We start from the raw sequence: 26,632 nt of genomic DNA on the forward strand, positions 1-26,632 counted from the left end.
GAAAAATCATGAAAAAATCAAAGAAAATCATTCTGACTTTAGGACTTATATTATTAAGTATCTTGTTGTCCAGTTGCTCTTCTAAGCCAACGTCTCAGCACAGTAACAAAATAAATATCGTGACGACAACTGACTTTTACGGAGAAGTTGCCAAAGCTGTTGTTGGTGATAAGGGAAATGTTACTTCTATAATCAATAATCCCGCCATTGATCCGCACGACTATGAGCCAACTACCGAAATAGCTAAAGAAGTCAGTCGCGCTGATATCACAGTAGCCAACGGTATTGGTTACGACTCTTGGATGAATAAATTATCTAGTGACTCAAGTAATGCTGTCTTTATTAAAGTTGGTGAAGACATTATGGATAAAAAAAGTGGCGACAATCCTCACCTCTGGTACAATCCTAAAACCATGCCCAAATACGCCAATTATTTAGCTAAGGAACTTGGTAAAAAACAGCCTAAAAACAAAAAATACTTCAAGGTAAACGCCCAAAAGTATATAGATTCTTTAAAACCTGTTAATAACGAATTAAGCAAGTTGAGAACAACTGCTAAAAATACTAAAAACAAAGATGTTTATGTAAGTGAACCAGTTTTTGACTACTCAATAAAAGCAATGGGCTTCACGATCGGTGATAAAAGCTTTGAAAAAGCCATAGAAAATGGTACCGATCCATCACCAAAAGTAGTTAAAGATATGCGTGATGGTTTAAAGAACAAACGAATCTCATTTTTGGTCTATAACGAACAAGCTCAAAGTAAAACCGTCGATAACTTAGTTCAAATAGCTCATAAAAACAATATTCCAGTTTTAAAAGTCACTGAAACATTGCCATCTGGAAAAACATATAAAGAATGGATGCTGTCTCAATACAAACAATTGAACAAAATTCTAAAAGAAAAGAGAGTTGGAAAATAATTCCACTCTCTTTTTTCGTAATTTAAATAAACACCATCTGGGTAGGTGAATCTATTTATTACTTTTTCTTCGTTCGCGAATATTACTAATATTCCCTAAAACCACTTCTTTAAATTCATTTAAGTCAAAATCATAAATATCTGATAGAACAAATAATAGTTCACCATCAATTATCTTATTCTTGTCAGTTTCGATGGCGCTTAGAACTGACGTTGAAGTAGAGTAACCATATTTATCTTTAGCAATATGAGTTACTTGCAATAATGTAAGTTCTGAAAAGAATCTTTTAGTTTTTAAATATCTTCCGATTGTTATCATCTGTCAAATATAACCTCTACCTTTCATATATGATATTTTAGCGTAAATTATGACACTTTGCGAAAAAAATATGTTGAAAAGTTCTACTAAGTAACTTAATATGTAATTGTAATCCTTATTGAAGGAAAATATATTCCACAAAGGAAAGATTGCAATGTATGATAATCAGTGTTTTAAAACTTTCTGTATTATGAATCACATCAAACAAAGTGACATTGCAGACTTGCTAGAGAAATCTAAATCTACTGTTCACCGTAAGAATAAGGATCTAGGCTTCACTCAAAAGGAAATTATTATACTTCACGATGCCTATCAAATTCCCTTTGAAGTCTTCTTTCACAAAGATGAGTCCAACGAAGGATCAATCTAACACACCTTTGCAGGTAGTTACTTTGCATAAATTATTTGGGGGGATTTTTAGAATGGAGAATTTCGATTAATAAACTTTTTAATGTTTAACAAAGAAATAAAAACCAAACTTCTATTAAAGAGGTTTGGTTTTTTTACTTTGTGCATTTACACAGTCAGGACACAGGCCATAAATTTCAATAGCGTGTGTATCAACTTGACAGCCAGGTAATTGTTTAGTGAAAAATTCCATAGGACACTCTTTTAATTCAATTACCTTGCCGCAGTTAGAACAAATAAAATGGTGATGATGCGGCTGGTCAAAGTCACATTGAAACTTTATCATCGTTTTATTTTTCTCCTGATATTCAACCAAACCAATATCTGAAAATTCTTTAATATTTCGGTAAACAGTATTGTGACTTATACCCGGATATAACGATCGCATATAAGCATCTACAACACTGATCTGAACATAACTATCAACATATTTACTCAAGTAGTCGATCAAATCAATTCGTTGTTTAGTCACCTTATAATTATTATCTTTTAATATTTGAAGTGCTTCTTTCAACATAGTTCACCTATCTAAATTATTTTTTTAAGTTTAACACATAATGGATTCTGATTTACGTACCTGTACGGTATACAAATTTGATAATAATTATAATCATTGAATTAATAACTATCTCAAATCTATTGTAGAGCCTTATAAAAATATTTACATCAAAGAAGCTCATAAGGTTAATCCACCAATTTCAAGACGAATTATAGCAAATAAATATAACGTGATATTGATAGTAAATATAATTATATATATAATGAATGTAACTTTGAACAACCAAAAATATCTTTGGAGAAATATTATGTATCTAACAAAAAGACAAAAACAGATTATAGAACTGACTAAAGAAAAAAGTCCTATGACTAGTGAGCAAATCGCTGAAAAGTTAGATCTTCGTGTACCTACAATTCGCGGGGATCTACGTTTGCTGACTGCTACTGAAATTTTAAAATCACGGCCAAAAGTTGGTTATGAATTTTCAGAAATGCCCAAATCAGGGATAAACTTTGATGAACTCTACAATAGTGATATCTCAAATGTAATAAAAAAGCCAATTTTTGTTCAAGCAAATACCACCCTGCAAGAATGTGTTAATATCCTTTTTCTAAAAGATTCCGGATCACTCTACGTTATTGATGATAAACAAAACTTACTAGGCTTAATATCTCGTAAAGATTTACTATCAGTAACGGTCAATAATACCGATACTGAATCAATGGTAGCTAGCATGGTGATGACAAGAATGCCTAACCTAGTAACCGTCACTTCCGATATGTCGATTATCGAAGTTGGAAAACTGCTCTTTAAGCATGAAGTTGACTCTCTTCCCGTTACAAAAAAAGGTCATCCCAGACAAGTTGTCGGAAAAATAACTAAGAATCGCCTTTTTGAATACTTCATCGAATTAGGAATTAAATATACAGAATAATAACGAAAACATGTTCAGGCCAATAGCTCCAGTAATCTGATTTTAGATTACTGGAGCTATTCGTTTTACACGGAAAAGGTTATGTTTTATTCCAGATTATTTTTTAAATTTCGTAAATGATAATAATTACTATTTACATTCACAATAAATTCATATATTCTTTAATAGTAATAATTACTATTTAGAGGAGAACTTTACATGTTTCAGAAAGCTTTAAAACTTATCATCACTATCACGGGAGTGACTCTCCTAGGAATAACCTTTACAGCCTGTACTAAACAAGCTGATAATGAAAAAATCAAAATCGTTACAACCACTGATTTTTACGGAGAAGTAGCTAAAAAAGTTGTTGGAAATAAAGGCAGCATTCAGTCGATCATTAATAAACCCGGCATTGATCCTCACGACTACGAACCAACGACCGGTATAGCTAAAGACGTTTCTACGGCTGATATAACTATCGCTAATGGTCTAGGATATGATCCTTGGATGAATAAACTAACTAAGAATGATTCATCGTCGAAAATTTTGGTTGGTGAAAATGTCATGAGTAAAAAAATGGGTGCCAATCCCCATATTTGGTATGATCCACAGACAATGCCAAAGTTGGCAAAGTATTTAGCTAAGGAACTTGGTAAACAGCAACCTAAAAATAAATCCTATTTTGAAAAGAATGCTCGTGAATACATTGACTCACTAAAGCCAGTTCAATCAGAATTAGAAAAGCTAAAACAAATAGCAGCAAACACTAACAATAAAGAAGTCTATGTCAGTGAACCTGTTTTTGATTATTCTATTGACTCTATGGGCTTTAAAGTCGGAAATAGTAGTTTTGAAGAATCGATTGAAAAAGGCACCGATCCAGCTCCAAAAATAGTTAAGAATATGCGTCAAGGCATTATCGAACATAAAATCTCTTTTTTAGTGTATAATTCACAATCCGACAGCAAAATTGTTGATAACATAGTAAAACTCGCCAATAAAAATAACATTCCTGTTTTAAAAGTAACTGAAACTTTACCAGCCGATAAAACTTACAAAGAATGGATGCTGTCGCAATATAAACAACTTAATAAAATATTAGTAGAGGTAGAATAATGGCAGAAAAAATCGATCGTGCTAGTTCATTACGTCGCTTAAAATCAAAGAATATCAAAACTAGAAGACGTGCAAAAAAAGTTTTAAATAGTAATAAGAAGAAAAAATAGTAAAAGAGTTCAATAATCCAAAGTTGGATCATTGAGCTCTTTTATTATTTTGAGCAGTATCAGATATTTACTACTTAATAATCTTAGAAACAATTCCCTTATATGCTCCTGGCAATGTTCTGGCGAAAGCAACAACCGCATGATCAGTAATGGAATTGAAATAACGACGTTTAGGTTTAACATCTGTTGCCGCTTTATAGAATACTTTGGCAAGATCCTCCGAAGTCGTATTACCAGACATTTTGGAAACTAGATTTTCTACTTTATCAAATAGTGGTTCATAAGGTGAATTTTCAGTTAAATTCTTTTTGGCATTATCAAAAGCAACTTTGCTCCACTCGGATTTTGTCGCACCAGGCTGTACGATAACAGAGCGGATACCGAATTTTTTTACTTCAAGATCCAAAGAATCACTCCACATATTAAGACCAGCTTTTGTTGCATAATACCAACCACCCAAAGGTGAGTATACGTCTCCACCAATTGAAGAAATATTAACGATCCGGCCATATCCTTGACGACGCATGACTGGAAGAACTAATTTAGTGATCCTATCTACTCCAAATAAATTAACATCAAATTGTTTTTGAGCATTCTCGATTGGAATTTCCTCCAAAGGTCCAAATTCACCATATCCAGCATTATTGATCAAAACATCGATCCTACCTTGTTCAGCAACTGCTGTATCAACCAGATCTCTTAAGGAAATTTTATCCGTCACGTCTAATTTCTGAGTATGTATTCCGGCTTCTTTAAGATTTTGCAATCTTTCTACTCTTCTAGCTCCGCCGTAAACCTCAAAACCATTTTCATGAAAATAGAGAGCTGCTGCATGTCCCATTCCTGATGAAATTCCGGTAATAATCGCTACTTTTGTCATGATTTTTCTCCTTTTTAGTGAACAATCGTTTAGTTAAATTCTAAACCTTTTAGTCTATAATTGATGTAATGATTTAGGAGGTTTAAAAAATATGAAATACGGTCTATTACTAGTAAATTTAGGATCCCCTGCATCACCAGAAACAAATGATGTAAAAACTTATCTCAAAGAATTTTTAAGTGATCAAAATGTTATCGAAATGCCTAAGGCAGTCTGGCAGCCAATCTTACAAGGAATGATTTTGCCAACTAGATCTTGGCGCTCAGCTACTTTTTATAAACATATTTGGACAAAAGGCGGTTCACCATTAATTGCCTATACAAAAATCATTCGTAACCAGGTCCAAAAACTCCTTCCAAAGTGGGATGTTGAAATGGCAATGACTTATGGTAATCCTAAAATTGTCGATACTTTACAAGAGATGTCCCACAAATGTGATGAAATAGCAGTTCTGCCCCTGTTCCCTCAATACACACAGAGCACTCATAAAACAATCATCGATAAGGCAAAATCTGCCAATGTACCTATTAAGATCATCGAACATTTTTATGAAAAACCAGCTTATCAAAAAATCCTGGCCGAACATATCCAAAAATCAATTGATGAATCTGATTATGATCAATTGCTTTTTAGTTATCACGGAATCCCTTCTGCCATGGTCAAACACGGTGATCCGTATCAAAAGCAATGTATTGAAACTACCGCAGCTGTTTCTAAACTTATAACTTTTCCTGATGAAAAAATTAAAACCGTCTACCAATCTAAATTTGGTCCTATGCCTTGGTTAAAACCATACTTAAAAAATGAATTATCACAATTAGTTGCCATGGGAAAAAGAAATGTTTTAATCGTAACTCCATCTTTTGTCGTTGACTGTTTAGAAACTCTTGAAGAGGACAATGTTCAAAATTATCAAAGTTTTAAAGCAAGTGGCGGAGATCGGTTTAAATTAGTTGAACCAATGAATGATGATCCAAAATTTAGTAAATTTATTGCTGAATTGGTATCTGGGGAAAAAATTAATGAGTAAAAAAAGTTTAGAAGAAATAAACGAAAGCGTAAATGTTCCCAGCGTTTATGAAGCCTCATTTTTCCAAAAGTTTTTAGCTTATAGTGGCCCTGGTGCTTTAGTAGCGGTTGGATATATGGATCCAGGAAACTGGTTAACATCTTTATCGGGTGGTTCTGAATATCGTTATCAGCTATTATCAGTCTTACTAATGTCAATTATCGTTGCGATGTTCATGCAAACTCTTTCGATAAAATTAGGTGTCGTTGCTAGGCAAGATCTAGCCCAAGCTATTTCTATGAAGATACCTAAATCAGGTCGATATACTCTTTGGATAATCAATGAATTGGCCATGATTGCTACTGATATGACCGGGGTGATCGGAACTGCAGTGGCTTTAAAATTATTATTTGATCTACCACTAATTTATGGAATATTATTAACTATTTTAGATGTTTTAATTGTTTTACTATTTTTACGATTTGGTATTAGAAGAATTGAGTTTATCGTTTTAATAGCAATTTTAACTGTTGGTATTATTTTTGGAGTAGAAGTATTTAGAGCCAGTCCTAATACAGTTTCAATTATGAAGGGGTTATTACCGACCAATTCTCTTTGGCAAGATCACAAAAAATTAGTGATAAGCCTCGGTATAATGGGAGCGACTATCATGCCGCATAATATCTATCTGCATTCATCTTTAGCCCAAAGCAGACGTTATGATCACAATGATCCAAAACAAGTTGACGAAGCACTGCGTTTTGCCAAATGGGATTCAAATGTCCATTTAGTTGCAGCATTTTTTATTAATGCCTTATTACTAGTATTAGGCGGGACTTTATTTTTTCATACCACTAGTAATTTAGCTAACTTTGAAGATGTATTTAACGGTTTAAATAATTCTCATATTGTTGGCAGTCTTGCTAGCCCTGTTATGAGTGGATTATTTGCCTTTGCACTATTAATTACCGGCTTAATTTCATCAATAACTAGCACTTTATCAGGTCAAATCGTAATGGAAGGTTATTTAAACATCCGTTTACCATTATGGCAAAGAAGATTACTAACCCGTTTTGTTACGTTGATTCCTATCCTATTCATCGGATTCGCCGTCGGGTTCAAAGAGCAAGATTTTGAAAATTTAATTGTCTACGCTCAAATTGCTCTAAGTATCGCCCTGCCGTTCACGTTATTTCCGATGATTTTCCTGACTAGTAATAAAAAGTTAATGGGTAAACATGTTAATAGTAAATTGACCTTGATTATCGGCATAATTTTAACAACTATTATTACCTTTCTTAATCTCAGATTGATAGTTTCAATTTTATAACAAAAAGAGCGTGACATAAGGCGATTAGAGACTGAGCATATCCTAGAATATCTAATAATTGTGTACTTTCAATTATTAGATATTCGTAGATAAGCGGAGGTCTCTGCCTTATGGCACGCGTTTCAATAAATAATAATCGTAATACGAAAAGAGGATGTGGCTTCCACATCCTCTTTAATTTGATCGAAAAAATCATTTTTAATTTAACGATACATCTCTATCCCTTGTTTCAACCGCTTCAAACCATCTTTAACTGTTTCAATCGGACAAGCAATGTTCATACGCAAAAAGTCATATCCATCGCCACCATAAACATCGCCAGAGGATAAGTACAATCCAGTTTTAGCTCTGATAAAACTTGCTAATTTCTTTGAGTCATCAGAAATTTTGCTAGTATCCAGCCATAATAAATACGTTGCATCTGAAGAGATCAATTTAACATCTGGTAGTTCACTTTCCAAAAAGTCCTGAACTAATTGTTTATTATCCAAAATTTGTTGCTTTAATTCTGCTAACCATGCATGTCCTTTTTCATATGCAGCAATGGACACAGGCATCGCAAATGAATTTGGTTCGGCCAATTCTTCACTATTTATTCCACGATCAACTATATTACGTAAATTTTCATTGGGAATAATAATTGTTGCAGCATGAATCGCCGCTACATTGAAAGTTTTACTTGGTGATACACAAACCATCAAATTTTGGATCAATTCCTTATCTAAAGAAAATGCTGGCGTATACGGATCAAACGTAATATCACCATGAATTTCATCACTCAACAATTTAACATGATACTTTTTACACAATCTTGCTATCTTAGTTAATTCTTCGCGACTCCATACTTTACCTATTGGATTATGAGGATTGCATAGGATCATTAAAGTAGTCAAAGGATCTGACAATTTTTCTTCCAAATCATTAAAATCGATTTGATATTTGACGCCATCAAATGCTAGATCATTTGAAATGACGTGTCGTCCATTATTTAAAATTGAATTATAGAAAATATTGTAAACAGGTGCTTGGACTAAAACATTGTCACCAACGGATGTTACTCGTCTAACGATAGACGAAATGGCTGGAACAACGCCGGTAACAAACAACATCCAATCGGTATCAGGGCGTGAATCGTGCTCTTTTTCGTACCAATTCGCTACGGCATTGAAATAATCTTCACTTGGTTCTTCGTATCCAAAAATAGACTGATCAGCCTTTTTATGAATTGCTTCAACAATTTCTGGGGCTGTTTTGAAATCCATATCAGCCACCCACATTGGCAACTCATTATCACCAACATCCCATTTTAATGAATTTGTTTTTCGACGATCAATACTGTTCTTAAAATCGTACATGAAATCGACCTCCATTTTTATCTCTATCATCATTAAACACCCTAAAGTCGACTCCAAGGCAATAATTATTTCTAAAATCTTAGTGAATTCCCTATTTTTGTGAAAAAACACACATTCTCCTTATAATCTATTCTTATAAGGTTATAATAATAATTGTATGTAAAGGCATACATTCATAAAAATTCTTTGAGGGAAGAAGGAAAGAAGCATGGATACACAGATTTCACGTAACAAAAATAAGCAGCAAATAGTTTTCGCTATTTTATTTTTCGTTATCTTAGTTGCTGGGATCTCCTATGTTAAGTGGTGGCCATACTATCAAAAAGCTATTGCCGCTGCTTCAACACATTCAGTAGGTGATTCTATCATCGCAGGAGTTGGTACTGCCACTGGGGGCGTATCACTTCAAACTGGATTTTCATTCACGATAGCCTATTTCCTATCTGTTTGGAAAGCTTTAGTAGTTGCACTAATTGTCGGTTCTTTAGTTCAAGTATTACTACCTGTACGTTGGATCCGTCGTTATCTAGGTGGTACAAAACTTAGAAATACACTTATTGGAACATTGATGGGTGTTCCAACTATGATGTGTACTTGTTGTTCTGCACCTGTTACTGTTGGTTTGGCTAAATCAAAAGCCTCAGTAAATAGTATTATGGCATTTTTCTTAGCTAACCCTATCTTAAATCCAGCCACATTAATCTTTATGGGTCTGGTATTAGGATGGAAATTCACATTCTTTAGAATCGTCTTTGGTATCTTAATGGTAGTCTGCATTGCTACTTTAGTAGGACGCTTGAGTACTAAAAAAGAAGTTGAAGTTGACGAAGGTTCAGAGTTTGATCCTGTTCAGGAAAACACTGAAGGTTTACTAAAACGCTGGTGGAAAGCATTTTATACACTAGTAATTGACAGTATTCCTGCCTACGTCGTTATCGTCTTTATCTTAGGTACTTTTGAAGGCGTATTATTCCCAGCAATCCAAGGTGGACTTAGTGGCGGTGTTGGTGCCGTTATCTTATTCGCACTTGTTGGAACGATCTTTGTTATTCCAACTGCTGGTGAAATTCCAATTATCCAAGCTCTAATGGCATTAGGTCTAACTGCAGGTCCAACTGCAGCACTTCTAATGACTTTACCAGCCGTAAGTATCGTTTCATTGGCACTACTAAAACCTGTCCTTAGTTGGAAGAGTTTAGGTATTACCGCAGCCAGTGTCTTTGCTTTCGGTTTAGTAGCCGGATTAGTTGGCGTATTTATTTTATAGAAATTATACAAAAATAGGAGTGTGACGACAGTCACACCCCTATTTTTTCTTCAATACAACGACTTAACCTTGAGTAGAATTATGAAACGCACTTGGAGCAGTATCTGGCATTTCGTTTAGTGTCTTCATATCAGCAGCACTTATTTCAAAATCAAGTTTTGCATTATCTTGAATATGTGGTAATTGGGTTGCCTTTGGCAATGGTAGTACGCCATTTTGAACAACAAATTGAATTGCTAATTGTGGCACACTAACGTCATACTTTTCAGCAATTTTTTTAACTTGTTGATTATTTACTAAGCCACCAGTTGCTAATGGTGAGTAGGCTTCCACTAAAATACCGTTGTCTTGAGCAAATTTAGTAATTTTAGGTTCTGTATAACCAATATAATATTGAATTTGATCGACCATTGGTTTTACTTTAGCTGTCTCTAAAACATTTTGTAAATCATGAACGTTGAAGTTAGAAACACCGATTGCCTTTACACGTCCAGTAGCGTAAATATCTTCCATTGCGCGCCAAACTTCTTGATTTTCTTTGTCGTAACTAGAACCGATCTGACCCCATGGCCATGGAGCATGGATCAAGTAAAGATCCAAGTAATCAATATCAAGATTACTCATAGTTTCCTCAAAATCCTTCATTGCACCATCATAGCTTTTAGTTTCAGCAGGAAGTTTTGAAGTAACAAAAATCTCATTACGTTCAACTCCAGAATCACGGATCCCTTGACCAACTTCTTTTTCATTCTCATAAACTAGAGCTGTGTCAATGTGTCGATAACCGACTGTTAAAGCATCAAGGACTGCCTTTCGTGCTTTATTAGCGGGAATTTGCCAAGTTCCAAAAGCTACTTTAGGAATATTTACTTTATTTGATAATTGATATGTTTCAGTTAATTTTGTCATTTAATTTACCCTCTTCATTAGGTTTGATTGAGGTTATCCAATCAATAGTCGTTATCTTATACCTTGGAGTTAGCTTTAAGGCAAGTATTTTATATTATTAATACCCACTAACTTAAAAACCGTCGAAAATAATTCATAAAATAAAATAGTTTTGATTTGCAGTTTGATAATTATTACAATAGTTATATACTTACATGATATTAATTACTAATCGTAAACGACAAAATCCAACACTAGAATGCAAAGTTATTAGTGCTGGATTTTTATTATTGGGGGAAATTTTCTTAAATATGAGTTTTTTGAAGCAAAAGAACAGTTTAAGCTGGTCAAAAGTTTTTTCAGTATTAAGCATTGCCATACTTAGTGGCATATTTATGACCGCACTACATTTATTAAGTAATCAAAGTTATATGCAACCAGGATTTTGGGGCGTCTGGCTGTTCAAAACCATTACTGTTATTGCCAGTCTTTTCGTTCCTATCCTAATTGGAATGGATTATAAAAAAGATTCGAAAGTTCCTAATCGCAGTATTCTCTTCTTATTGATATTAGATCTTTTGATTCAATTGATCACGCCGATCTTTAGTAATCAGATTATTTCACGACCTGAATTATATCTGCTTAGAAGTAGTACCGGAATTTTTCTATCGTATATTGGTATCCTGTTAATCGGTCCATTCATAATTGGAATAATTAAACAGCATTCCTTGGAAAAAATAAGGCGAATTTTAATAATAATTTTCATTATTTTTGTAGCTGCTAATATGATCCTAGGTCAGGACATTATGGGATTTAGCCACGGTCAAAATCTTATTTGGTACTTATATTTATTTGTAATTGGCTATTGGATAAAAAATGAGAATTGGTCGAAAGTTTCAAAATTAAATTTATCACTATTATTAATTCTTTCTTTAATCGGATCTTTTATTTCATCTTGGTTAACGACCAACAAAGTTAATTACGATCCTCATCATGGTATGACTCTAACATCCCATTACCTAGGAAGTATTATTAGTAGTCAGCCATTATTTCTAATTACAGCAATTTTAAGTTTGATCCTACTTAATAAGATCCTAAAACAATCTGTCTACTTGAAAGTTTCTAATATATTTACTTTTGGATTAGTTTTGATCCTAGCCAACAATCCCAAATTAATTATCTTTAGTTTCTCATGGTTGCAAGGATTTGTTGATCATACTTCAACAATCATTAACGTTATTGTTATTATTTTGATTACATCGATAATCGTTCTACTAGTCCAATTCGTTTATTCAAAATTGATCATTTTTAATAATAATTTTAAACCACTCAAGAATTTCAGTTTTGATTTAAGCCACGCCAACAAGTATCTCAAACGTATCGCAACCGCTTGGCATTTTTGGTTACTATTAGGATTATCATGGGTTATCACGGTTCTATCAATGAGCAAATTATGGAACTGGGATATTAATATGACTCAATGGATAATTATTCATCGTGAACCTATTATTTTTATCAATATAATTATCTTATTAGCAATTTTTGGTATCATCTGGTCCATTTTAAACCGTTACTGGTATTCACTCATCATAACTATGACAGCTTATATCATCTGGCTTATCGCTACTTTCATCAAAATTGATTTTCGATCTGAACCAATTTTGCCATCAGATATGTCAATGGTGACATCGATGTCTGAACTATTAAATATGGTCTCTTCTAAATTGATCATCGGTGCTCTAGTGGCAATCGTTATCTTAGCAATACTAGCAATCTGGATTCAAAGAAAAGATCAGCATAAAATCCACCTTACCTTTAAAATGCGCGGTTTTATTCTACTAGCTGCGGTTCTTTCTTTAGGAAGCTTTTTTACGGCCAATCATCCCAAAACACCGATTGCTTTATTACTAGAAGATATTGAAGATAAACCTTATTTTTATGCCCAATTAAGAGGCGCCAAATTGAACGGTACGCTACTTCAATTTGCTAATAATTTAGACGTAACGATTATGCAAAAGCCTGATGGATATTCAAAAGCAAAAATGGCTCAACTATCCAAAAAATATCAAAATATTGCCGCAGAAATAAATAAAACTCGTACCAATAATGATATGAGTAAACAAACTGTTATCTTTAATCTAAGTGAAAGTTTTTCTGATCCTGCTAAAGTCCCTAATCTAACTGTCCATGGCAATCCCATTCCGTTTATTAGACAAATGAAACAGAGCACCCCTGCTGGTGAAATGCTAACAAGTGGATACGGTGGCGGTACTGCTAATATTGAATATCAAACGTTGACCGGTATGGCTATTAACAACTTTTCACCTACCTTACCAACGCCATATTCTCAACTAGTTCCATATCAAAAAACAGCGCCGGCTTTCACTGATTTATTTGACTACAAAACTGGGATCCATCCTTTTTCCGCCAATTTATATAGTCGAAAACAAGTTTATAAGAAATTTGGATTCGATAAGTTTTATCATTTAGTGGACGGAAATAAATTAAGCTATACAGAGAAAATCGAAAATAGTCCTTATATTTCTGACGAATCTGCTTACAAGCAAACGTTAAAAGTCATGAATGATCATCAAGGCGGTCAATTTATTAATTTAGTAACTATGCAAAATCACATGCCTTTTGATGACTACTATAAAAATAATGACTACTCTGTGAGTGGTACAGCTTACACAAATAATAGTCATAAACAACAAATTGAAAATTATACTCAAGGTATTCACTATACCGATGTAGCCTTAAAACAATTTATTGAAAAAATCGATAGTATGGATCGTCCTATTACATTTATATGGTATGGCGATCACTTGCCTGGTTTATACAATGGCGATTCTATGCAAAAATATGGCCTGCAACTGCATGAAACTGACTATTTCGTATACAGCAACAAATATAGTCGCCAACAAAATTCTAGTTTACCTAAAACAAAAATCGTCAGTCCTAATAACTTTGCTGCAATGGCTCTATACAAAATGAATATGAAAGTTTCACCATACTACGCTCTACAAACTAAGGTCTATACTGACCTACCCGCAATGACTTTAGATTCTTTCAATTCTGCTAAAAATAATAGTGTTAACTCCAGTTCAGAATATGTGGATGAAAATGGTAAATTGGTTAATGACTTAAACAAGAACCAAAAAGAGATCATGCACGACTATGAATTACTACAATATGACATCACAGCCGGTAAACAGTATTCCTTGAAAAATGGCTTTATGAAGATGCCTAAGTAATTATTCAAAATCTAATTGTTTGTCTTAAAAAAACTACAATGATATATTTTAATTGTTGGTATTGGTAAATTATTCTGTCCTATGATAAGATTCACTCCTATTTTGGTCAAATACTTGTCCAGCCATGCCAATAACGAATAGATTAAAATCCATTTCCCGATGAATCTTTAATCTCTAAAAGACGCCACATTGTTGGCGTCTTTTTCGTTATAATGAAGTAAACGGGAGAAAATTATGGCAAAAGAAAAACGTTTCATCGTCGAAACACCTAAAACCAAAGGTGGGATGGTCCAAATTATTACTGACACAGAGACAGGCGTTCAATACTTACTAGGCCTTAATCCAGGACTAGGATCTGGAATGACTGTTTTAGTTGATAAAGATGGCAAACCATTATTAAATAATACAGCCAAAATTTAATCCAGATACCTTTTCTTGGGGGGCAATAATGAAAATCTGGCATAAAATATTCTTTATTACGTTAGGAATCCTAATACTGATTGGATTATGTTTTGCAATTTGGAATAACTATCGTGAAGTTATTGAAAACTTCTTTCATTATGCTTTAAATCGACAATCTTTAATGCATTTGTTACGAAGCCAAGGTAAACACAATATCATTCTATTTATAGCTGTACTTGCTATTGGATCAGCTATTCCAGGAATGCCTATCTCTGCGGTAGCAATACTAACTGGGGTCTGTTTTGGTAATTGGATCGGATTTGGTATTAATATAGCTGGTATTTTCTTAGGCAATTTATTGGCTGTCTATATTTTGGACAAATTTCCCCACAAAGTGAAACCAAGTCGTTTTAGACCATTAGCAGATCATCTTAAAAATATGAACCATCCTAGGTTAGGTCTAAGTATTGGATATGCCATACCAATGTTACCCACATTATTAGTTAATTATGCCTCGATCGAAATGCGCATGTCATTAAAGAACCGGGCTCTTTGTATTATTATCGGATCCTTACCTGTTTCATTCCTATATGCTTTTGGTGGCAACGCCTTAATTTTAGGAAATATAAAAACAGTTATTATTATCGTAATTCTAATTCTGCTATTGATCAGTCTTTACGAAATAGTTCGTCGGGACCAAAGAATTATTCATACTGCTAGTTATTCGAAAATAAAAAAAGCCATATCACGATAATATTACGTGATATGGCTTTTTATCTTACCTAGTCAAATCAAATCTTTTACCTAATGCATAAATAATCAGGCCACCAATTGCCATAGATAACAATTCTCCAATACCTATCGTAAACCAACTGATCCAAAATGGAGTTTTAAAGACAAAGTATAATTGTCCGGCAACTGTAAACATAGAGAATGCAAAAATTATCCCAGTAATTATAAATTTTAAACGCATATCTTTAGTCATCTTAGTTAACCATGATACAAATAATAAAACTAACAAGGTTGCAATAGTACCTACTGGTACGTCCAAAGTCCATGTTGGTGACATAAAATTAGATAAAAAGACACCAAGAGTAACTCCCCAAATATATCGTTTGTTGTAGAGTACTAAGTAGTTGAACATTTCTGAAAAGCGGATTTGTACCACACCAAAACTCAATGGTGTAAATACTACCGTCATTGCCACATATAAAGCGGCCACTACTGCTGTACTAACAATATCTTGGATCGAAATTCCTGATGTCTTAGAAAAGTTTTTCATTATTATTCCCCTTTGTAACCATATTAGGTTAGTAATAACTACGACCAAAGGTAGATTAAGTGTCGTAGTGAATGTGGATTACCACATTTCATTTAATTTTTATTTTGCAGTCCAACCACCATCGATCGGTACCACTGTTCCGTGAATATAATCTGATCTGTCACTAGCCAAAAAAAGAGTCAATTCAGCAACTTCAGCTGGTTTAGCCCAACGTTTAGCTGGTGTTTGATCAGCGACCCACTTTGCCATTTTACCATCACCGGCAAAATCAGCTTGGTTCATAGGTGTATCAATTGCCCCTGGAGCAATACAATTGGCCCTAATACCACGACCAGCATAGTCAATATCTAATTGCTTAGTCATCCCGATCACAGCATGTTTAGAAGCTGTATAAGCAACTCCGCCACCATCGGCAACTAGACCTGCAATTGATGCCATATTGACAAAAGCACCCTTGCCTTGCTCAAGCATCATCGGTAAGGCTTTTTTTATGACCATAAATTGACTAGTCAAATTAGTATTCAAAATATTTTGCCACTGTTCTAAACTCGTTTCCATAACCGGGCTATATCCATCTAAAATCCCGGCAGTATTGCAAACAATATCAATTCTTTTAAATTCAGTTTTGATAGATTTGAATACACGATCAATAAAATTCTTTTGGCTAACGTCGCCTTTAAAGGATTTAACATCTAAAGTAACTTTCTTTTTATCAACTGCAATTACTTTTGCGCCGTTTTCATAAAATAGTTTAGCCTGCTCGTAACCAATACCTGAAGCAGCACCAGTTACTAAAACAACTTTATCGGTAAAATCTTCTGCCATTATTTAACTAATTCCCAATCATCAGCCAAAATGTCACAGTCTGTTGGCGACCACATGCTATATGCTTCGTCTTCAGTTTTGATCAAAAAATATGGATTTAAAATATCTCCATCAAATTTACTCTCTTGTTGCAAGACAATAAATAATTCAGTACCTTCCCAACCTGTACGAACGGCTTTTTCACCATTCTTAATGTTAGGTAAAATCTTTTCAAATGTCATTTGATTCCCTCCTTTTGTGCTATTGGTATTTTATCACAATCAAAATATCTTTAAAAAAATGTTTGACAGTAGGTCAAATGATGATATACTAATTTTTGAAAGGTGAGTAACTACTCACTTACTAAAGGAGGAATTTTTATGGCTGATCTAACAATCTCCCTAAAACATTTAGTAAAAAAATTTGGTAATCAAACTGTTTTAAAAGATATAAATTTGGATGTTCATACACATGAAATCGTTGGCTTGATTGGACCATCAGGTGCTGGTAAGTCGACCGTTATCAAAACTGCTTTAGGAATGGAAGTAGCTGATGGCGGTTCAGCAAAAGTTTTTGGTACGACAATGCCAAATCGTGAACTTCTAGCAAATATCGGTTATATGGCACAGACCGATGCCTTATATTATGATCTATCAGGAAAAGAGAATTTGAAGTTTTTTGCGGTTATGAAGGGACTAACCAAAGATGAGACTTCTAAAGAAATAGATCACGTTGCTAAGGTCGTTGATTTAACACAAGACTTAAATAAAAGAGTTAGTGGGTATTCTGGTGGGATGATGCGCCGTTTGTCTCTCGCAATTGCTCTTTTGGGTAAACCAAAATTATTGATTTTAGATGAACCAACAGTCGGTATCGATCCAGCTTTACGTAGACAAATTTGGAAGGAACTTCAAAATATTCGTGATGAAGGTAGAAGTATTCTAATTACTACCCATGTTATGGATGAAGCTGAATTGACTGATAAAGTTGCATTATTACTTGATGGAAAAGTAATGGCTTTTGATAAACCAGATGTTCTAAAGATGCAATATGAAGTAGATTCTATCGAAGACGTATTCTTAAAAGCGGAAGGTGATTTATAATGCGGACAATATCAATTATGAATAGAGTTCTAAAAGAACTCTTCAGAGATAAGAGAACTTTAGCACTAATGTTTTTAGCTCCGATTTTAATATTATTACTAATGAGTTTCATTTTTAATTCAAATTCGACAACTAATGTTGATATAGCCACAGTTTCCATGCCATCAAATATTAATTCAAATCTTGATAACACAAAACATGTCAATGTAACTAAATATAGCAGCAAAAAAGCTGCCAACAAAGCTTTGAAAGATGACAAGGTTGATGCCATAATTCAAAAGAAAAGTGACAATTATGATTTAACATATTCTAATACTGATTCAACTAAAACAGCTGCTGTTAAAATGGCTTTCAAAAATGCTATGACTAACACAACTATCTCAACTTTAAAATCTAAATTAACTTTAGCTTCAACTGCTTTAGCAAAAGTACAAAGTCAAATTCCTAATGCAGCTGGTACAACTACACAACAAAAGCAAACTAGTTCTACACCTAAGATCACTAATCATTATGTCTACGGAAATTCCGACACTGGCTTCTTCGATAAAATTTTACCTATTCTTATGGGATTCTTCGTCTTCTTCTTCGTCTTTTTGATCTCTGGTATGGCTCTGTTAAAAGAACGTACAAGTGGAACCCTAGATCGTTTACTAGCTACACCGGTTAAAAGATACGAAATCGTCTTCGGGTACATGGCAAGTTATGGTATCCTAGCTGTTATTCAAACTATTATTATCGTTATAGTAACGGTCTGGTTGATAGGGATCCAAGTAGTTGGAAATATTTTCTATGTAATATTGATCAACTTAATATTAGCTTTAGTTGCTTTAGCATTTGGTATTCTAGTTTCAACTTTTGCCAATTCAGAATTCCAAATGATGCAATTCATCCCGATTCTAGTCATCCCTCAAGTATTCTTCTCAGGAATTATCCCACTAGATTCTATGGCTGGCTGGGTAAAAGATATTTCATATATCATCCCGATTAAATATTCCGGTGATGCGGCATCAAGAGTTATTATGCAAGGTCAAGGATTAGGTTCATTAGGACTAGACTTTGGTGTCTTGTTCATCTTCTTAATTGTTTTAACAATTCTTAATGTAGTAGGATTAAAACGTTATCGTAAAGTATAAAGGAGTCAATTATGGAAAATAATATGTTCAATAATTATCGTGAGTGGTTAAATGAGCAAAAAATGCCAAAAGGCAAACGATCAGCTCTTTTAGCCGGCCTGGAACTATTCGCAAAAAATGGATATGATGGAACTTCAACAGCACAAATTGCAGAAACCGCTGGAATTAGTCAAGCAACCATTTTTAAATACTTCAAAACTAAACAAGATTTATTGATGAATATATTAACTCCAATAATTGAAAATTTTATACCAGTTTATAGAGATGATTTTTTCAGCAATTTTGAAAAATATAACAACGACCTTCCTGGTTTAATACATTTTGCACTATATGATCGTTATAAATTTTTAAAGGAAAATAGTGATTCTATCTTGATCTTACTTTCAGAATTATTGATAAATCAAGATGTCAGAGATCTATTTGCCAAATTAGTTTTAGATTCCCGTCCAATTTTTACACAGACCGTACTAAAATCACTCAAAGATACTGGTCAATTAAGCGAAAACTTCTCCCCTGCAGAAGCAATTAGAACAATCGTTGGGCAGTTACTCCCATTCTTTCTTCAAATGCATTTCCTCCCCGAAACTATTAAAAATGAAGAAGAAACTCTAAAATCAATTGAAAAAATCATTATAACTACTCTAGGAAAATAATAATTTTACTGCTAAAAAATAGACATAGTAATCCGATTTGGGATTACTATGTCTATTTTGCTCTATACTAATTTTCCACTGTCCATAAAACCTTTAACATCCGGTTGGACGTGTTCATATTTCTTACGTGCTTTTTCAAAATCAACAAAGTATAACTTATACCAAGTTAAGAATGTAAAAATCGTCCAGACTTGACGACGGCCATCGATCTTACCATTAAAATTATCATTTAGTAATTTCAAAATCTTATCCTGATCAAACAATTCTTTAACCCAGTCTTCACTGAATAAAGCGCGAACTTTATTACAATATTTTTCCTCACGCAACCATGATTTAACAGGAACAGGGAAACCTAATTTAGGACGATTAGCCCAATCTTCAGGCAGATGTCTTAAGGCAGCTTGACGTAAAGCCCATTTAGTTCCTTTACTATTAAATAACATTTCTGTCGGAATGGTATTAGCAAGTTCGGCAACCTTTTTATCTAGGAAAGGTACACGCAATTCCAAAGAATGTGCCATCGAAATTTTATCGGCTTTTTGCAAAATATCATTTAACATAAAGTGATGTAAATCGATATACTGCATCTGTTTAACACCATCTGCATCCTTTACTCGTTGGAAATCTTCATAATAAGAATCTTTAACGGTTCTGTCATTATGATATTCGGGTTTCAAAATATTATTAGCTTGTCGTGAAGTAAAGATAACTGGCTGATCAAGATCATATACAACTGATTCACCAGTATAGTAGTTAGCTGGATCAGCTAACCAAGTATACATATGAACTTTACCTGGGAAAGCAGGCATCTTATTGATTCCCTTAGCCAAAGTATAACGCGCACCCTTAGGAAGCTTCTTCAAAGCACTTGAAATATGCTTAACGATTTTACTTTCAGTGTGCATACCATAATTTAAGTATCCGGCAAATAACTCATCGGCTCCTTCACCAGATAAAACAACAGTAACTTTTTTACGTGCTAATCGACATAGGTACCATAAAGGAATAACTGAAGGATTACCATCAGGTTCATCCATGTGATATTGAATTTCAGCGAAATCTTCAAAGGCCTCATCACCTGTAACCGTTGTTTTATTAAAGTTTAGACCTTCACGATCAGCCAATTCTTCAGCTGCAGTCGCTTCATTATAAGGACCATTATCAAAGTTAACACTGAAAACTTCATGAGGTTTTAAAACAGAAGTTACATAACTTGAGTCAACACCTTCAGACAAAAAGCTTCCGACTGGAACATCAGCAACGTTATGCATCTTGATTGATTCTTGAACCGTTTTATCAATCTCATCGATCGTTTCTTCTTCAGTTCTAGTTTTATTGATATCGTATTTAGCATCCCAATATTTATGAGTGGTAAATTTATTATCTTTCAATTCAAACCAATGACCAGCAGGAAATCTGTAAACTCCCTTAAAGAAAGTCTCATTCAAATCATTATACTGATTCATTAAATATGATTTTAGAGCTCGTTTATTAAATTCTTTTTTGAAATGAGGATGTTCTAAGAATGATTTTATTTCTGAACCAACAATAAATGTATCGCCACGTTTGTAATAATACAGTGGTTTGATACCGAAAAAGTCTCTAGCACCGTAAAGTGCCTTTTTATTGTCATCCCAAATTAGGTAGGCAAACATACCACGAACTTTGTTCAAAGTACCTTCCATACCCCATTCTTCATATCCATGCAATAATACTTCTGTATCAGCTTTAGTTTTAAATGTGTGACCTTTCTCTAACAGCTCTTCACGAAGTTCTTTAAAGTTATAAATTTCACCATTAAAAGTTATAACTATCGAACCATCTTCATTTGATAAAGGCTGTGCCCCACCGTTTAAATCAATAATACTCAATCGGCAAAATCCCATAGCAATTTGATCTTTAATATAGTGACCACCACCATCGACATTAGGTCCACGATGACGAATCATTTCCATCATTGATTCAATCGTTGTTTCCTTTTGCATAGTTGCTATATCGCTAAAGGCAATAATTCCACACATTGATTGTTTCCTCCATCTTTTAAAAACATACATCTCTGAAAATTTATTACTACATATTAATTCATGAAATTTCATTATATCATCATAAAATAATTCCTTGTGAAAATTCCTTAATTAATGATAGACGATTCGTCATACTTATCCAAGTGACTTTTTAGTCTGAAAACCTTTTAATTTTAAAAAAATTATGATAGAAGTTCTAGGATCATTATATGAAAGTTATTAGTTTGCTTTTTGATTATAAAAAGACACATTCAAGAGATGTTTATACATATTTTCACACGTAATTATCCTTTTTGTCCAGTTTATTGAATTAATTTTATTGTTTTTCTTTAACGATTTAAGTATAAGTAATCAGAAAAAATAATCTACTTACAAAAAATGAGTGATTTCTGAAAAAAATTCATAAAATACATCTGAAGATTACTAATCCAACGAAAATAGCTCAAATCAGTTATACTCTACTTAACTAATTAAAGGGGTGTGCATTATGGCAAACGATCGCATTTTAAAAATGACCTTCAGTAGTATTTACCCGATGTATGTTCAAAAAGTCGAACGAAAAGGCAAAGATCTTAATGATTTGAATAAAGTTATTTTTTGGCTAACTGGTTATGATCAAACTTCTATGCAAAATCAAATTGATCAAAATAAAACTCTTAAAGAATTTTTCGACCAAGCTCCTCAGTTCAATCAAAACGCTGATTTGATCAAGGGTGTGATCTGTGGAATTAGAGTTGAGGAGATCACAGACCCATTGATGCAAAAAATACGCTATCTAGATAAACTTGTTGATGAAGTTGCTAAGGGAAAGAAAATGGAAAATATTCTTAGGCATTAATTTTCCCAACAAAATAGACTCAGGAATCCAATCGGATCACTGAGTCTATTTTTGTATTATCAAAACTATTCTGTTACTTCTACTGATTCCATAACAATATCTTCTTGTGGTTTATCATTTTGATCTCTTTTGGCACGAGCAATTTCTCTTACAACATCCATACCATCGATCACTTGTCCAAAAACAGTATGTCTTTGGTCTAACCAAGGAGTACCACCGTTCTTATATGCGGCAATGATTTCTTCTGGATAACCTGCAGGAGCCATTTGTTTGATCATACGCTTTGGCAAGTTTTGATTTGAAACAATAAAGAATTGGCTGCCGTTAGTATTTGGACCTGAGTTGGCCATTGATAATGCTCCATCTAAATTGTAGAGCTGATTTGAAAATTCATCTTCAAAGGATTGACCATAGATACTTTCGCCACCCATACCAGTTCCAGTTGGATCGCCACCTTGAATCATAAAGTCAGGGATTACTCGATGAAAAATAATTCCGTTGTAATAATCTTTTTTTGCTAGTTCAACGAAGTTTTTCACTGTTTTAGGAACAAGCTCATCAAACAGTTGAATCTTAATGTCGCCATGATTTGTCTTAATAGTCACCTTTGTTCCAGTTGCGTTGTCTAAATCTAATTGTGGATACATACTTTTCCTCTTTTCGTTATGTTTGCGAAAATAATTATAAATTAATTATACAACTTTACATTCACTATTAATCTAAAACCAAATCGGCAACATGAAACTAGCTACCGCCTCTGCATCATACTTAACAGCCCTAGGTTTTAATTGACCATATAGTTCAACTAAAGCTTTGGGAAAATTTTCTTTATTTTTAAAATAATAAAGCGATATTTCTTTACATAATTTAGTTGCTACCAAGTCACAATAATTATCTTTTTCTAATTGAGTCGCATACTTTAATAACATTTTCTTTGCAGCAGGTAGTTTTTTAATTTCTTCATCTGAATAAGCTTTACTAATTTGATCTAACATCAATTCAACGTCTTTATCTTTACTCAAAGTAATTCATTCCTCTCTGAACACTTTTACAAATTTAGCACTTATTAAATTAATTGAACACCAGTAACTTTACATGAACCATCTTGATAGATAAATACTGCTCCATATAAATTTTCATTAAGTTTTACTTCTGTGTTCCCAGAAAAGAATAATCTCTTAGCTTCGATTTCACCAATAATTGAATCCTTAGTAAAAACTGTCACACTGGCAAGATTTGTTTTCAATGGATATCCGGTCCTAGAATCGATCACATGGTGATATTTTTTCCCATTTATTTCTAAAAATCTCTCATATATACCTGTGGTGACAGCAGAACAGGCTGGTAATCTAACATTTCCTAAAGAAATTCCTCTGTCATTTAGAGGACTTTGAATACCGATGATCCATTTTTTATCAGCATGCAAACTGTCTCCAACAAATAATAAATTGCCACCTAGATCTATAATTCCAGAATTTATGCCTAATGATCTCCATAAATCTCTAATACGATCAGCAATATAGCCTTTAGCAATACCCCCAAGGTCCAGCTCCATCCCAGAATATTTCAAAAATACAGCTAGATTATTATCATCTAGTTGTATTTGAAATGGGTCAATTAACTTCATCTTCGCCTGAATATCTTTATCATTCGGCTTGTTAGCACCTGCAAAACCGATTTTCCATAATTTAACTAATGGCCCTATGGCTGCGTTAAAGCCAAAATTATCGCGGCTATATTGCACGGCTTTTTTTATCAAATAATACGTAGCCGAGCTGACTTGAACTGGCATTTCCCCAGCAAAATGATTAACTTTCATAACTTCTGAATTAGTCCGATTTACTGTAAATAGATCTTCAAAATACTTTATCAAGTCAACTGACTTTTCAAGTGCCAGATCATTATTAGTTCCAATAACAGTCAAATTTATTTGTGTCCCTAGTGCATAGATACTCTTTTGAATTTTTTTCTGCGATAGATTATTTATCATCGTGTTTTGAAGCACCTGTCATTGCATCGGGGATCGGTTTTTTAACCCCATCATGCTTTGATGCGCCAGTTGTAGCATCTGGTTTATCTGAAACTAATTCTTTGATGTGACTAATATCGCCTGTAAATTCCATCGTTCCTAAATAATTCTTGTCTTCATCGCGAATCGCAAAATATTGAATATAAACTAATTTACCATCCAAAGGCATACACATTTCGTATTGATCTTCTTGGCCGTTCTTAAATGAATCAATCACTTTTTTTACAAATGGCAAAACTTTAGCTGGATGGCATTCCTCAACTGTTTCTCCCAAAATATCTACTGAACGTTTGTGTACACGATCCTTTTTGTCTGAGAAATAACGAAAATGATCAGTTTGATCGATAAAATCAACTTCAAAAGGTAATGTATTAAAAATTTGCTGAATTTCTTTTAATGACAATCTTCCAGTCTTAAAATTTACATATCCATCTTTAAATTCTGGTTCTGACATAATATCCACTCCCTAATTAGTAATATCATTCACAATCTCATTCTATTATAATAAGTTCTGACTTACCAGAAAGGACGCAAATAACTTGAATTCATTTAATACCTTTTTTAAAAATATCTTCTTTAAAGTAAATTGGGAAAATTTAGTACAGCACATCTTATCCGTTATAACGCAGTTAGTTCTTCTAACTATCGTTTTACTTTTAATAAATTGGATCGGTAAAAAAATTATTCGACGTATCTTCAAAAATAATTTAAAACTAAGTAAAAACCCGATTCCTCAAAACAAACTGGACACGATTTATACGATCGTCTTAAACATTTTTCGTTACGTTTTACTATTCTTTTGGATCTACGCCATTCTCTCAGCCATCGGTATTCCTGTCGGTACTTTGATAGCTGGTGCTGGGATATTTAGTTTAGCAATTGGACTTGGTGCCCAGGGATTCGTCTCTGATATGGTCAACGGTTTTTTTATTTTGCTTGAGCAACAAATAAGTGTTGGCGATACGATTCAGGTCAACAATATCGAAGGTATCGTAACTTACGTTGGGATCAGAACCACCCAAATTAAAAGCACTGATGGCACACTTAACTTTATTCCTAACCGAAATATAACTGTCGTCAGCAATAAATCACGTAACGACATGCAAGCTTTGATAGAAATACCCGTTTACACCAATTCACCATTTGAGGAAATAAAAAAAGTTATCCGAGAAGTTAATGCAACATTAAGCATTAAAAGTCTTCAGATAACTAAAGCACCTACTGTATTAGGATTTTCAACTTTAAATGATGGGACGCTTGTTTTACAAGTCCAAGCTTTTACTAAACATGGTTCTCAATATGCCGTTAAAAATTTACTACTAAGAAAATACTTGGTAGCTCTAAATGAAGCTGGGATAAAATTACCTAAATAAGAACTAAAACAAATCCAATTAAATTACCCAAACTATGAACGACAATTGGATAAATCAAGTTATCATCAGTAATTTCGTAAATAATTGCAAATAACACTAAATCACTGTAAGTGAAAATCGCCAAAGTTGTAAAATCAGAGATACTTGTGACGTGATACAGCATGAATAGAATCGTTGCTAGAAGAATTGATAAAATACTAATTACTAATTTATTAAATTTAAGTCTCTCTAACAGGCCTTTAAAGATGACTTTCTGAAACAAATACTGAAAAATGATTTCTTCCATTATCGGACCAACGATCACAACCATAATAAACATGAAAATAAGTCCTAAAAGATTACTATTTCCATGTAAAACATTTTCAACATGTCCTTGGTTTGCAGATTGTACTGTAAAAATATTTTGTAGAATAATTTGCAGCCCAAAATCTAAGATCACAAATAATGGTATTAGCCAGAGTTTTCTCCTATTTTTACTAATATCATCTAGATTTAAGATCATTGCATCGGTCAATGAAAACAGCGCCATTGCGCAGGCAAGATATTCCAGTAAAACGACAATATCACTAGATGTATTTTGTGAAGTTATTGGCCGTAACCATGAATACAGAAATTCTGCTGAAACTAAATAAACCACTATTGAAATTATTAATTGTCGCACCCGAATACGTTGCATAAATTTATATCCTCATCCATCATTTTCATAAAATTCTTTATT

The 26,632-nt window shown here is 33.5% G+C and carries 30 protein-coding genes; 16 read left to right on the plus strand and 14 right to left on the minus strand.

Annotation, left to right across the window (positions count from 1 at the left end; translation table 11 throughout):
- Window positions 1-8: 8 nt before the first annotated feature.
- Window positions 9-923, plus strand: coding sequence for a metal ABC transporter solute-binding protein (locus tag EKM77_RS09660; RefSeq protein WP_125593857.1), 915 nt, complete (start codon window positions 9-11; stop codon window positions 921-923).
- A gap of 51 nt (window positions 924-974) precedes the next feature.
- Here the strand turns inward: EKM77_RS09660 and EKM77_RS09665 are convergent, their stop codons facing one another.
- Window positions 975-1,241 carry a hypothetical protein gene (locus EKM77_RS09665; protein ID WP_125593858.1) on the minus strand — a complete coding sequence of 89 codons (267 nt, stop codon included), beginning with the start codon at window positions 1,239-1,241 and terminating at the stop codon, window positions 975-977.
- Between the two features lie 154 nt (window positions 1,242-1,395).
- Here EKM77_RS09665 and EKM77_RS09670 point away from each other — a divergent pair, with 154 nt between their 5' ends.
- Window positions 1,396-1,611, plus strand: coding sequence for a hypothetical protein (locus EKM77_RS09670; protein WP_164507765.1), 216 nt, complete (start codon window positions 1,396-1,398; stop codon window positions 1,609-1,611).
- Window positions 1,612-1,725: 114 nt separating this feature from the next.
- On the opposite strand, the gene EKM77_RS09675 is transcribed toward EKM77_RS09670, so the two are convergent.
- The gene (locus EKM77_RS09675) at window positions 1,726-2,166 is read right to left on the minus strand and encodes a Fur family transcriptional regulator (RefSeq protein ID WP_125593860.1); all 441 of its coding nucleotides are present in this window, start codon (window positions 2,164-2,166) and stop codon (window positions 1,726-1,728) included.
- A 289-nt stretch (window positions 2,167-2,455) separates the two neighbouring features.
- Between EKM77_RS09675 and EKM77_RS09680 the strand changes: the two genes are divergently transcribed.
- The 3 genes from EKM77_RS09680 to EKM77_RS10980 all read left to right on the plus strand — a co-directional run bounded on the left by EKM77_RS09680 (window position 2,456) and on the right by EKM77_RS10980 (window position 4,290).
- The gene (locus tag EKM77_RS09680) at window positions 2,456-3,082 is read left to right on the plus strand and encodes a CBS domain-containing protein (protein WP_125593861.1); all 627 of its coding nucleotides are present in this window, start codon (window positions 2,456-2,458) and stop codon (window positions 3,080-3,082) included.
- A 198-nt stretch (window positions 3,083-3,280) separates the two neighbouring features.
- Window positions 3,281-4,180, plus strand: coding sequence for a metal ABC transporter solute-binding protein (locus EKM77_RS09685; protein ID WP_125593862.1), 900 nt, complete (start codon window positions 3,281-3,283; stop codon window positions 4,178-4,180).
- Window positions 4,180-4,290: a putative metal homeostasis protein gene (locus tag EKM77_RS10980; RefSeq protein WP_164507766.1), complete on the plus strand. Its 111-nt coding sequence runs from the start codon at window positions 4,180-4,182 to the stop codon at window positions 4,288-4,290. The genes EKM77_RS09685 and EKM77_RS10980 overlap by 1 nt, the downstream gene beginning before the upstream one ends.
- A gap of 70 nt (window positions 4,291-4,360) precedes the next feature.
- Here EKM77_RS10980 and EKM77_RS09690 read toward each other — a convergent pair whose 3' ends face one another.
- Entirely contained in the window at window positions 4,361-5,170 is an 810-nt protein-coding gene (locus tag EKM77_RS09690) for an SDR family NAD(P)-dependent oxidoreductase (protein WP_125593863.1), read from the minus strand.
- Between the two features lie 91 nt (window positions 5,171-5,261).
- Here EKM77_RS09690 and hemH point away from each other — a divergent pair, with 91 nt between their 5' ends.
- Window positions 5,262-6,200, plus strand: coding sequence for a ferrochelatase (gene hemH, locus EKM77_RS09695; RefSeq protein ID WP_125593864.1), 939 nt, complete (start codon window positions 5,262-5,264; stop codon window positions 6,198-6,200).
- Window positions 6,193-7,509 (plus strand): Nramp family divalent metal transporter, encoded by a 1,317-nt coding sequence (locus EKM77_RS09700; RefSeq protein WP_125593865.1) that lies wholly within the window; start codon window positions 6,193-6,195, stop codon window positions 7,507-7,509. The genes hemH and EKM77_RS09700 overlap by 8 nt, the downstream gene beginning before the upstream one ends.
- Before the next feature lie 203 nt (window positions 7,510-7,712).
- Here the strand turns inward: EKM77_RS09700 and EKM77_RS09705 are convergent, their stop codons facing one another.
- Window positions 7,713-8,864 (minus strand): MalY/PatB family protein, encoded by a 1,152-nt coding sequence (locus tag EKM77_RS09705; protein ID WP_125593866.1) that lies wholly within the window; start codon window positions 8,862-8,864, stop codon window positions 7,713-7,715.
- A gap of 208 nt (window positions 8,865-9,072) precedes the next feature.
- On the opposite strand from EKM77_RS09705, the gene EKM77_RS09710 reads away from it, so the two are divergent.
- On the plus strand, window positions 9,073-10,131 hold the full coding sequence (locus EKM77_RS09710) for a permease (RefSeq protein WP_125593867.1): 1,059 nt from the start codon (window positions 9,073-9,075) through the stop codon (window positions 10,129-10,131).
- 63 nt (window positions 10,132-10,194) lie between these two features.
- Here the strand turns inward: EKM77_RS09710 and EKM77_RS09715 are convergent, their stop codons facing one another.
- Entirely contained in the window at window positions 10,195-11,040 is an 846-nt protein-coding gene (locus EKM77_RS09715) for an aldo/keto reductase family protein (RefSeq protein ID WP_125593868.1), read from the minus strand.
- Window positions 11,041-11,330: 290 nt separating this feature from the next.
- On the opposite strand from EKM77_RS09715, the gene EKM77_RS09720 reads away from it, so the two are divergent.
- The 3 genes from EKM77_RS09720 (at window position 11,331) to EKM77_RS09730 (ending at window position 15,429) form a co-directional block, all read left to right on the plus strand.
- Window positions 11,331-14,273, plus strand: a complete 2,943-nt coding sequence (locus EKM77_RS09720; RefSeq protein WP_164507767.1) for an LTA synthase family protein — start codon at window positions 11,331-11,333, stop codon at window positions 14,271-14,273.
- Window positions 14,274-14,507: 234 nt separating this feature from the next.
- Window positions 14,508-14,693: a DUF6440 family protein gene (locus tag EKM77_RS09725; protein ID WP_125593870.1), complete on the plus strand. Its 186-nt coding sequence runs from the start codon at window positions 14,508-14,510 to the stop codon at window positions 14,691-14,693.
- A gap of 28 nt (window positions 14,694-14,721) precedes the next feature.
- Window positions 14,722-15,429 (plus strand): TVP38/TMEM64 family protein, encoded by a 708-nt coding sequence (locus tag EKM77_RS09730; RefSeq protein WP_125593871.1) that lies wholly within the window; start codon window positions 14,722-14,724, stop codon window positions 15,427-15,429.
- Between the two features lie 24 nt (window positions 15,430-15,453).
- On the opposite strand, the gene EKM77_RS09735 is transcribed toward EKM77_RS09730, so the two are convergent.
- The 3 genes from EKM77_RS09735 to EKM77_RS09745 form a co-directional block, all read right to left on the minus strand.
- Window positions 15,454-15,957: a QueT transporter family protein gene (locus EKM77_RS09735; protein ID WP_125593872.1), complete on the minus strand. Its 504-nt coding sequence runs from the start codon at window positions 15,955-15,957 to the stop codon at window positions 15,454-15,456.
- A 99-nt stretch (window positions 15,958-16,056) separates the two neighbouring features.
- Window positions 16,057-16,785, minus strand: coding sequence for a 3-oxoacyl-ACP reductase (locus tag EKM77_RS09740; RefSeq protein WP_125593873.1), 729 nt, complete (start codon window positions 16,783-16,785; stop codon window positions 16,057-16,059).
- Window positions 16,782-17,003, minus strand: coding sequence for a DUF2829 domain-containing protein (locus EKM77_RS09745; RefSeq protein ID WP_125593874.1), 222 nt, complete (start codon window positions 17,001-17,003; stop codon window positions 16,782-16,784). The genes EKM77_RS09740 and EKM77_RS09745 overlap by 4 nt, the downstream gene beginning before the upstream one ends.
- A 138-nt stretch (window positions 17,004-17,141) precedes the next feature.
- Here EKM77_RS09745 and EKM77_RS09750 point away from each other — a divergent pair, with 138 nt between their 5' ends.
- Genes EKM77_RS09750 through EKM77_RS09760 form a run of 3 tightly spaced genes read left to right on the plus strand, consistent with a single transcriptional unit; the run spans window position 17,142 to window position 19,650 of the window.
- The gene (locus tag EKM77_RS09750) at window positions 17,142-17,864 is read left to right on the plus strand and encodes an ABC transporter ATP-binding protein (protein ID WP_125593875.1); all 723 of its coding nucleotides are present in this window, start codon (window positions 17,142-17,144) and stop codon (window positions 17,862-17,864) included.
- The gene (locus EKM77_RS09755) at window positions 17,864-18,997 is read left to right on the plus strand and encodes an ABC transporter permease (RefSeq protein ID WP_125593876.1); all 1,134 of its coding nucleotides are present in this window, start codon (window positions 17,864-17,866) and stop codon (window positions 18,995-18,997) included. The genes EKM77_RS09750 and EKM77_RS09755 overlap by 1 nt, the downstream gene beginning before the upstream one ends.
- 11 nt (window positions 18,998-19,008) lie before the next feature.
- Window positions 19,009-19,650: a TetR/AcrR family transcriptional regulator gene (locus EKM77_RS09760; protein WP_125593877.1), complete on the plus strand. Its 642-nt coding sequence runs from the start codon at window positions 19,009-19,011 to the stop codon at window positions 19,648-19,650.
- 62 nt (window positions 19,651-19,712) lie between these two features.
- On the opposite strand, the gene asnB is transcribed toward EKM77_RS09760, so the two are convergent.
- The gene (asnB, locus tag EKM77_RS09765; protein WP_125593878.1) at window positions 19,713-21,671 is read right to left on the minus strand and encodes an asparagine synthase (glutamine-hydrolyzing); all 1,959 of its coding nucleotides are present in this window, start codon (window positions 21,669-21,671) and stop codon (window positions 19,713-19,715) included.
- A 490-nt stretch (window positions 21,672-22,161) separates the two neighbouring features.
- On the opposite strand from asnB, the gene EKM77_RS09770 reads away from it, so the two are divergent.
- Window positions 22,162-22,512: a DUF2200 domain-containing protein gene (locus tag EKM77_RS09770; RefSeq protein ID WP_125593879.1), complete on the plus strand. Its 351-nt coding sequence runs from the start codon at window positions 22,162-22,164 to the stop codon at window positions 22,510-22,512.
- Between the two features lie 65 nt (window positions 22,513-22,577).
- Here EKM77_RS09770 and EKM77_RS09775 read toward each other — a convergent pair whose 3' ends face one another.
- From EKM77_RS09775 to EKM77_RS09790, 4 genes are all read right to left on the minus strand, one after another.
- Window positions 22,578-23,159, minus strand: a complete 582-nt coding sequence (locus EKM77_RS09775) for a peptidylprolyl isomerase (RefSeq protein WP_125593880.1) — start codon at window positions 23,157-23,159, stop codon at window positions 22,578-22,580.
- A 72-nt stretch (window positions 23,160-23,231) separates the two neighbouring features.
- Window positions 23,232-23,534, minus strand: a complete 303-nt coding sequence (locus tag EKM77_RS09780; RefSeq protein ID WP_125593881.1) for a bacteriocin immunity protein — start codon at window positions 23,532-23,534, stop codon at window positions 23,232-23,234.
- A gap of 44 nt (window positions 23,535-23,578) precedes the next feature.
- Window positions 23,579-24,502, minus strand: a complete 924-nt coding sequence (locus EKM77_RS09785; RefSeq protein ID WP_125593882.1) for an FAD:protein FMN transferase — start codon at window positions 24,500-24,502, stop codon at window positions 23,579-23,581.
- The gene (locus EKM77_RS09790) at window positions 24,492-24,995 is read right to left on the minus strand and encodes a PAS domain-containing protein (protein ID WP_125593883.1); all 504 of its coding nucleotides are present in this window, start codon (window positions 24,993-24,995) and stop codon (window positions 24,492-24,494) included. The genes EKM77_RS09785 and EKM77_RS09790 overlap by 11 nt, the downstream gene beginning before the upstream one ends.
- 85 nt (window positions 24,996-25,080) lie before the next feature.
- Here EKM77_RS09790 and EKM77_RS09795 point away from each other — a divergent pair, with 85 nt between their 5' ends.
- Window positions 25,081-25,914 (plus strand): mechanosensitive ion channel family protein, encoded by an 834-nt coding sequence (locus EKM77_RS09795; RefSeq protein ID WP_125593884.1) that lies wholly within the window; start codon window positions 25,081-25,083, stop codon window positions 25,912-25,914.
- Here the strand turns inward: EKM77_RS09795 and EKM77_RS09800 are convergent.
- On the minus strand, window positions 25,907-26,590 hold the full coding sequence (locus tag EKM77_RS09800) for a CPBP family intramembrane glutamic endopeptidase (RefSeq protein ID WP_125593885.1): 684 nt from the start codon (window positions 26,588-26,590) through the stop codon (window positions 25,907-25,909). The two genes, EKM77_RS09795 and EKM77_RS09800, sit on opposite strands and share 8 nt — an antisense overlap.
- Between the last annotated feature and the right edge of the window lie 42 nt (window positions 26,591-26,632).

The organism is Companilactobacillus baiquanensis (assembly GCF_003946605.1).
Lineage (GTDB): Bacteria > Bacillota > Bacilli > Lactobacillales > Lactobacillaceae > Companilactobacillus > Companilactobacillus baiquanensis.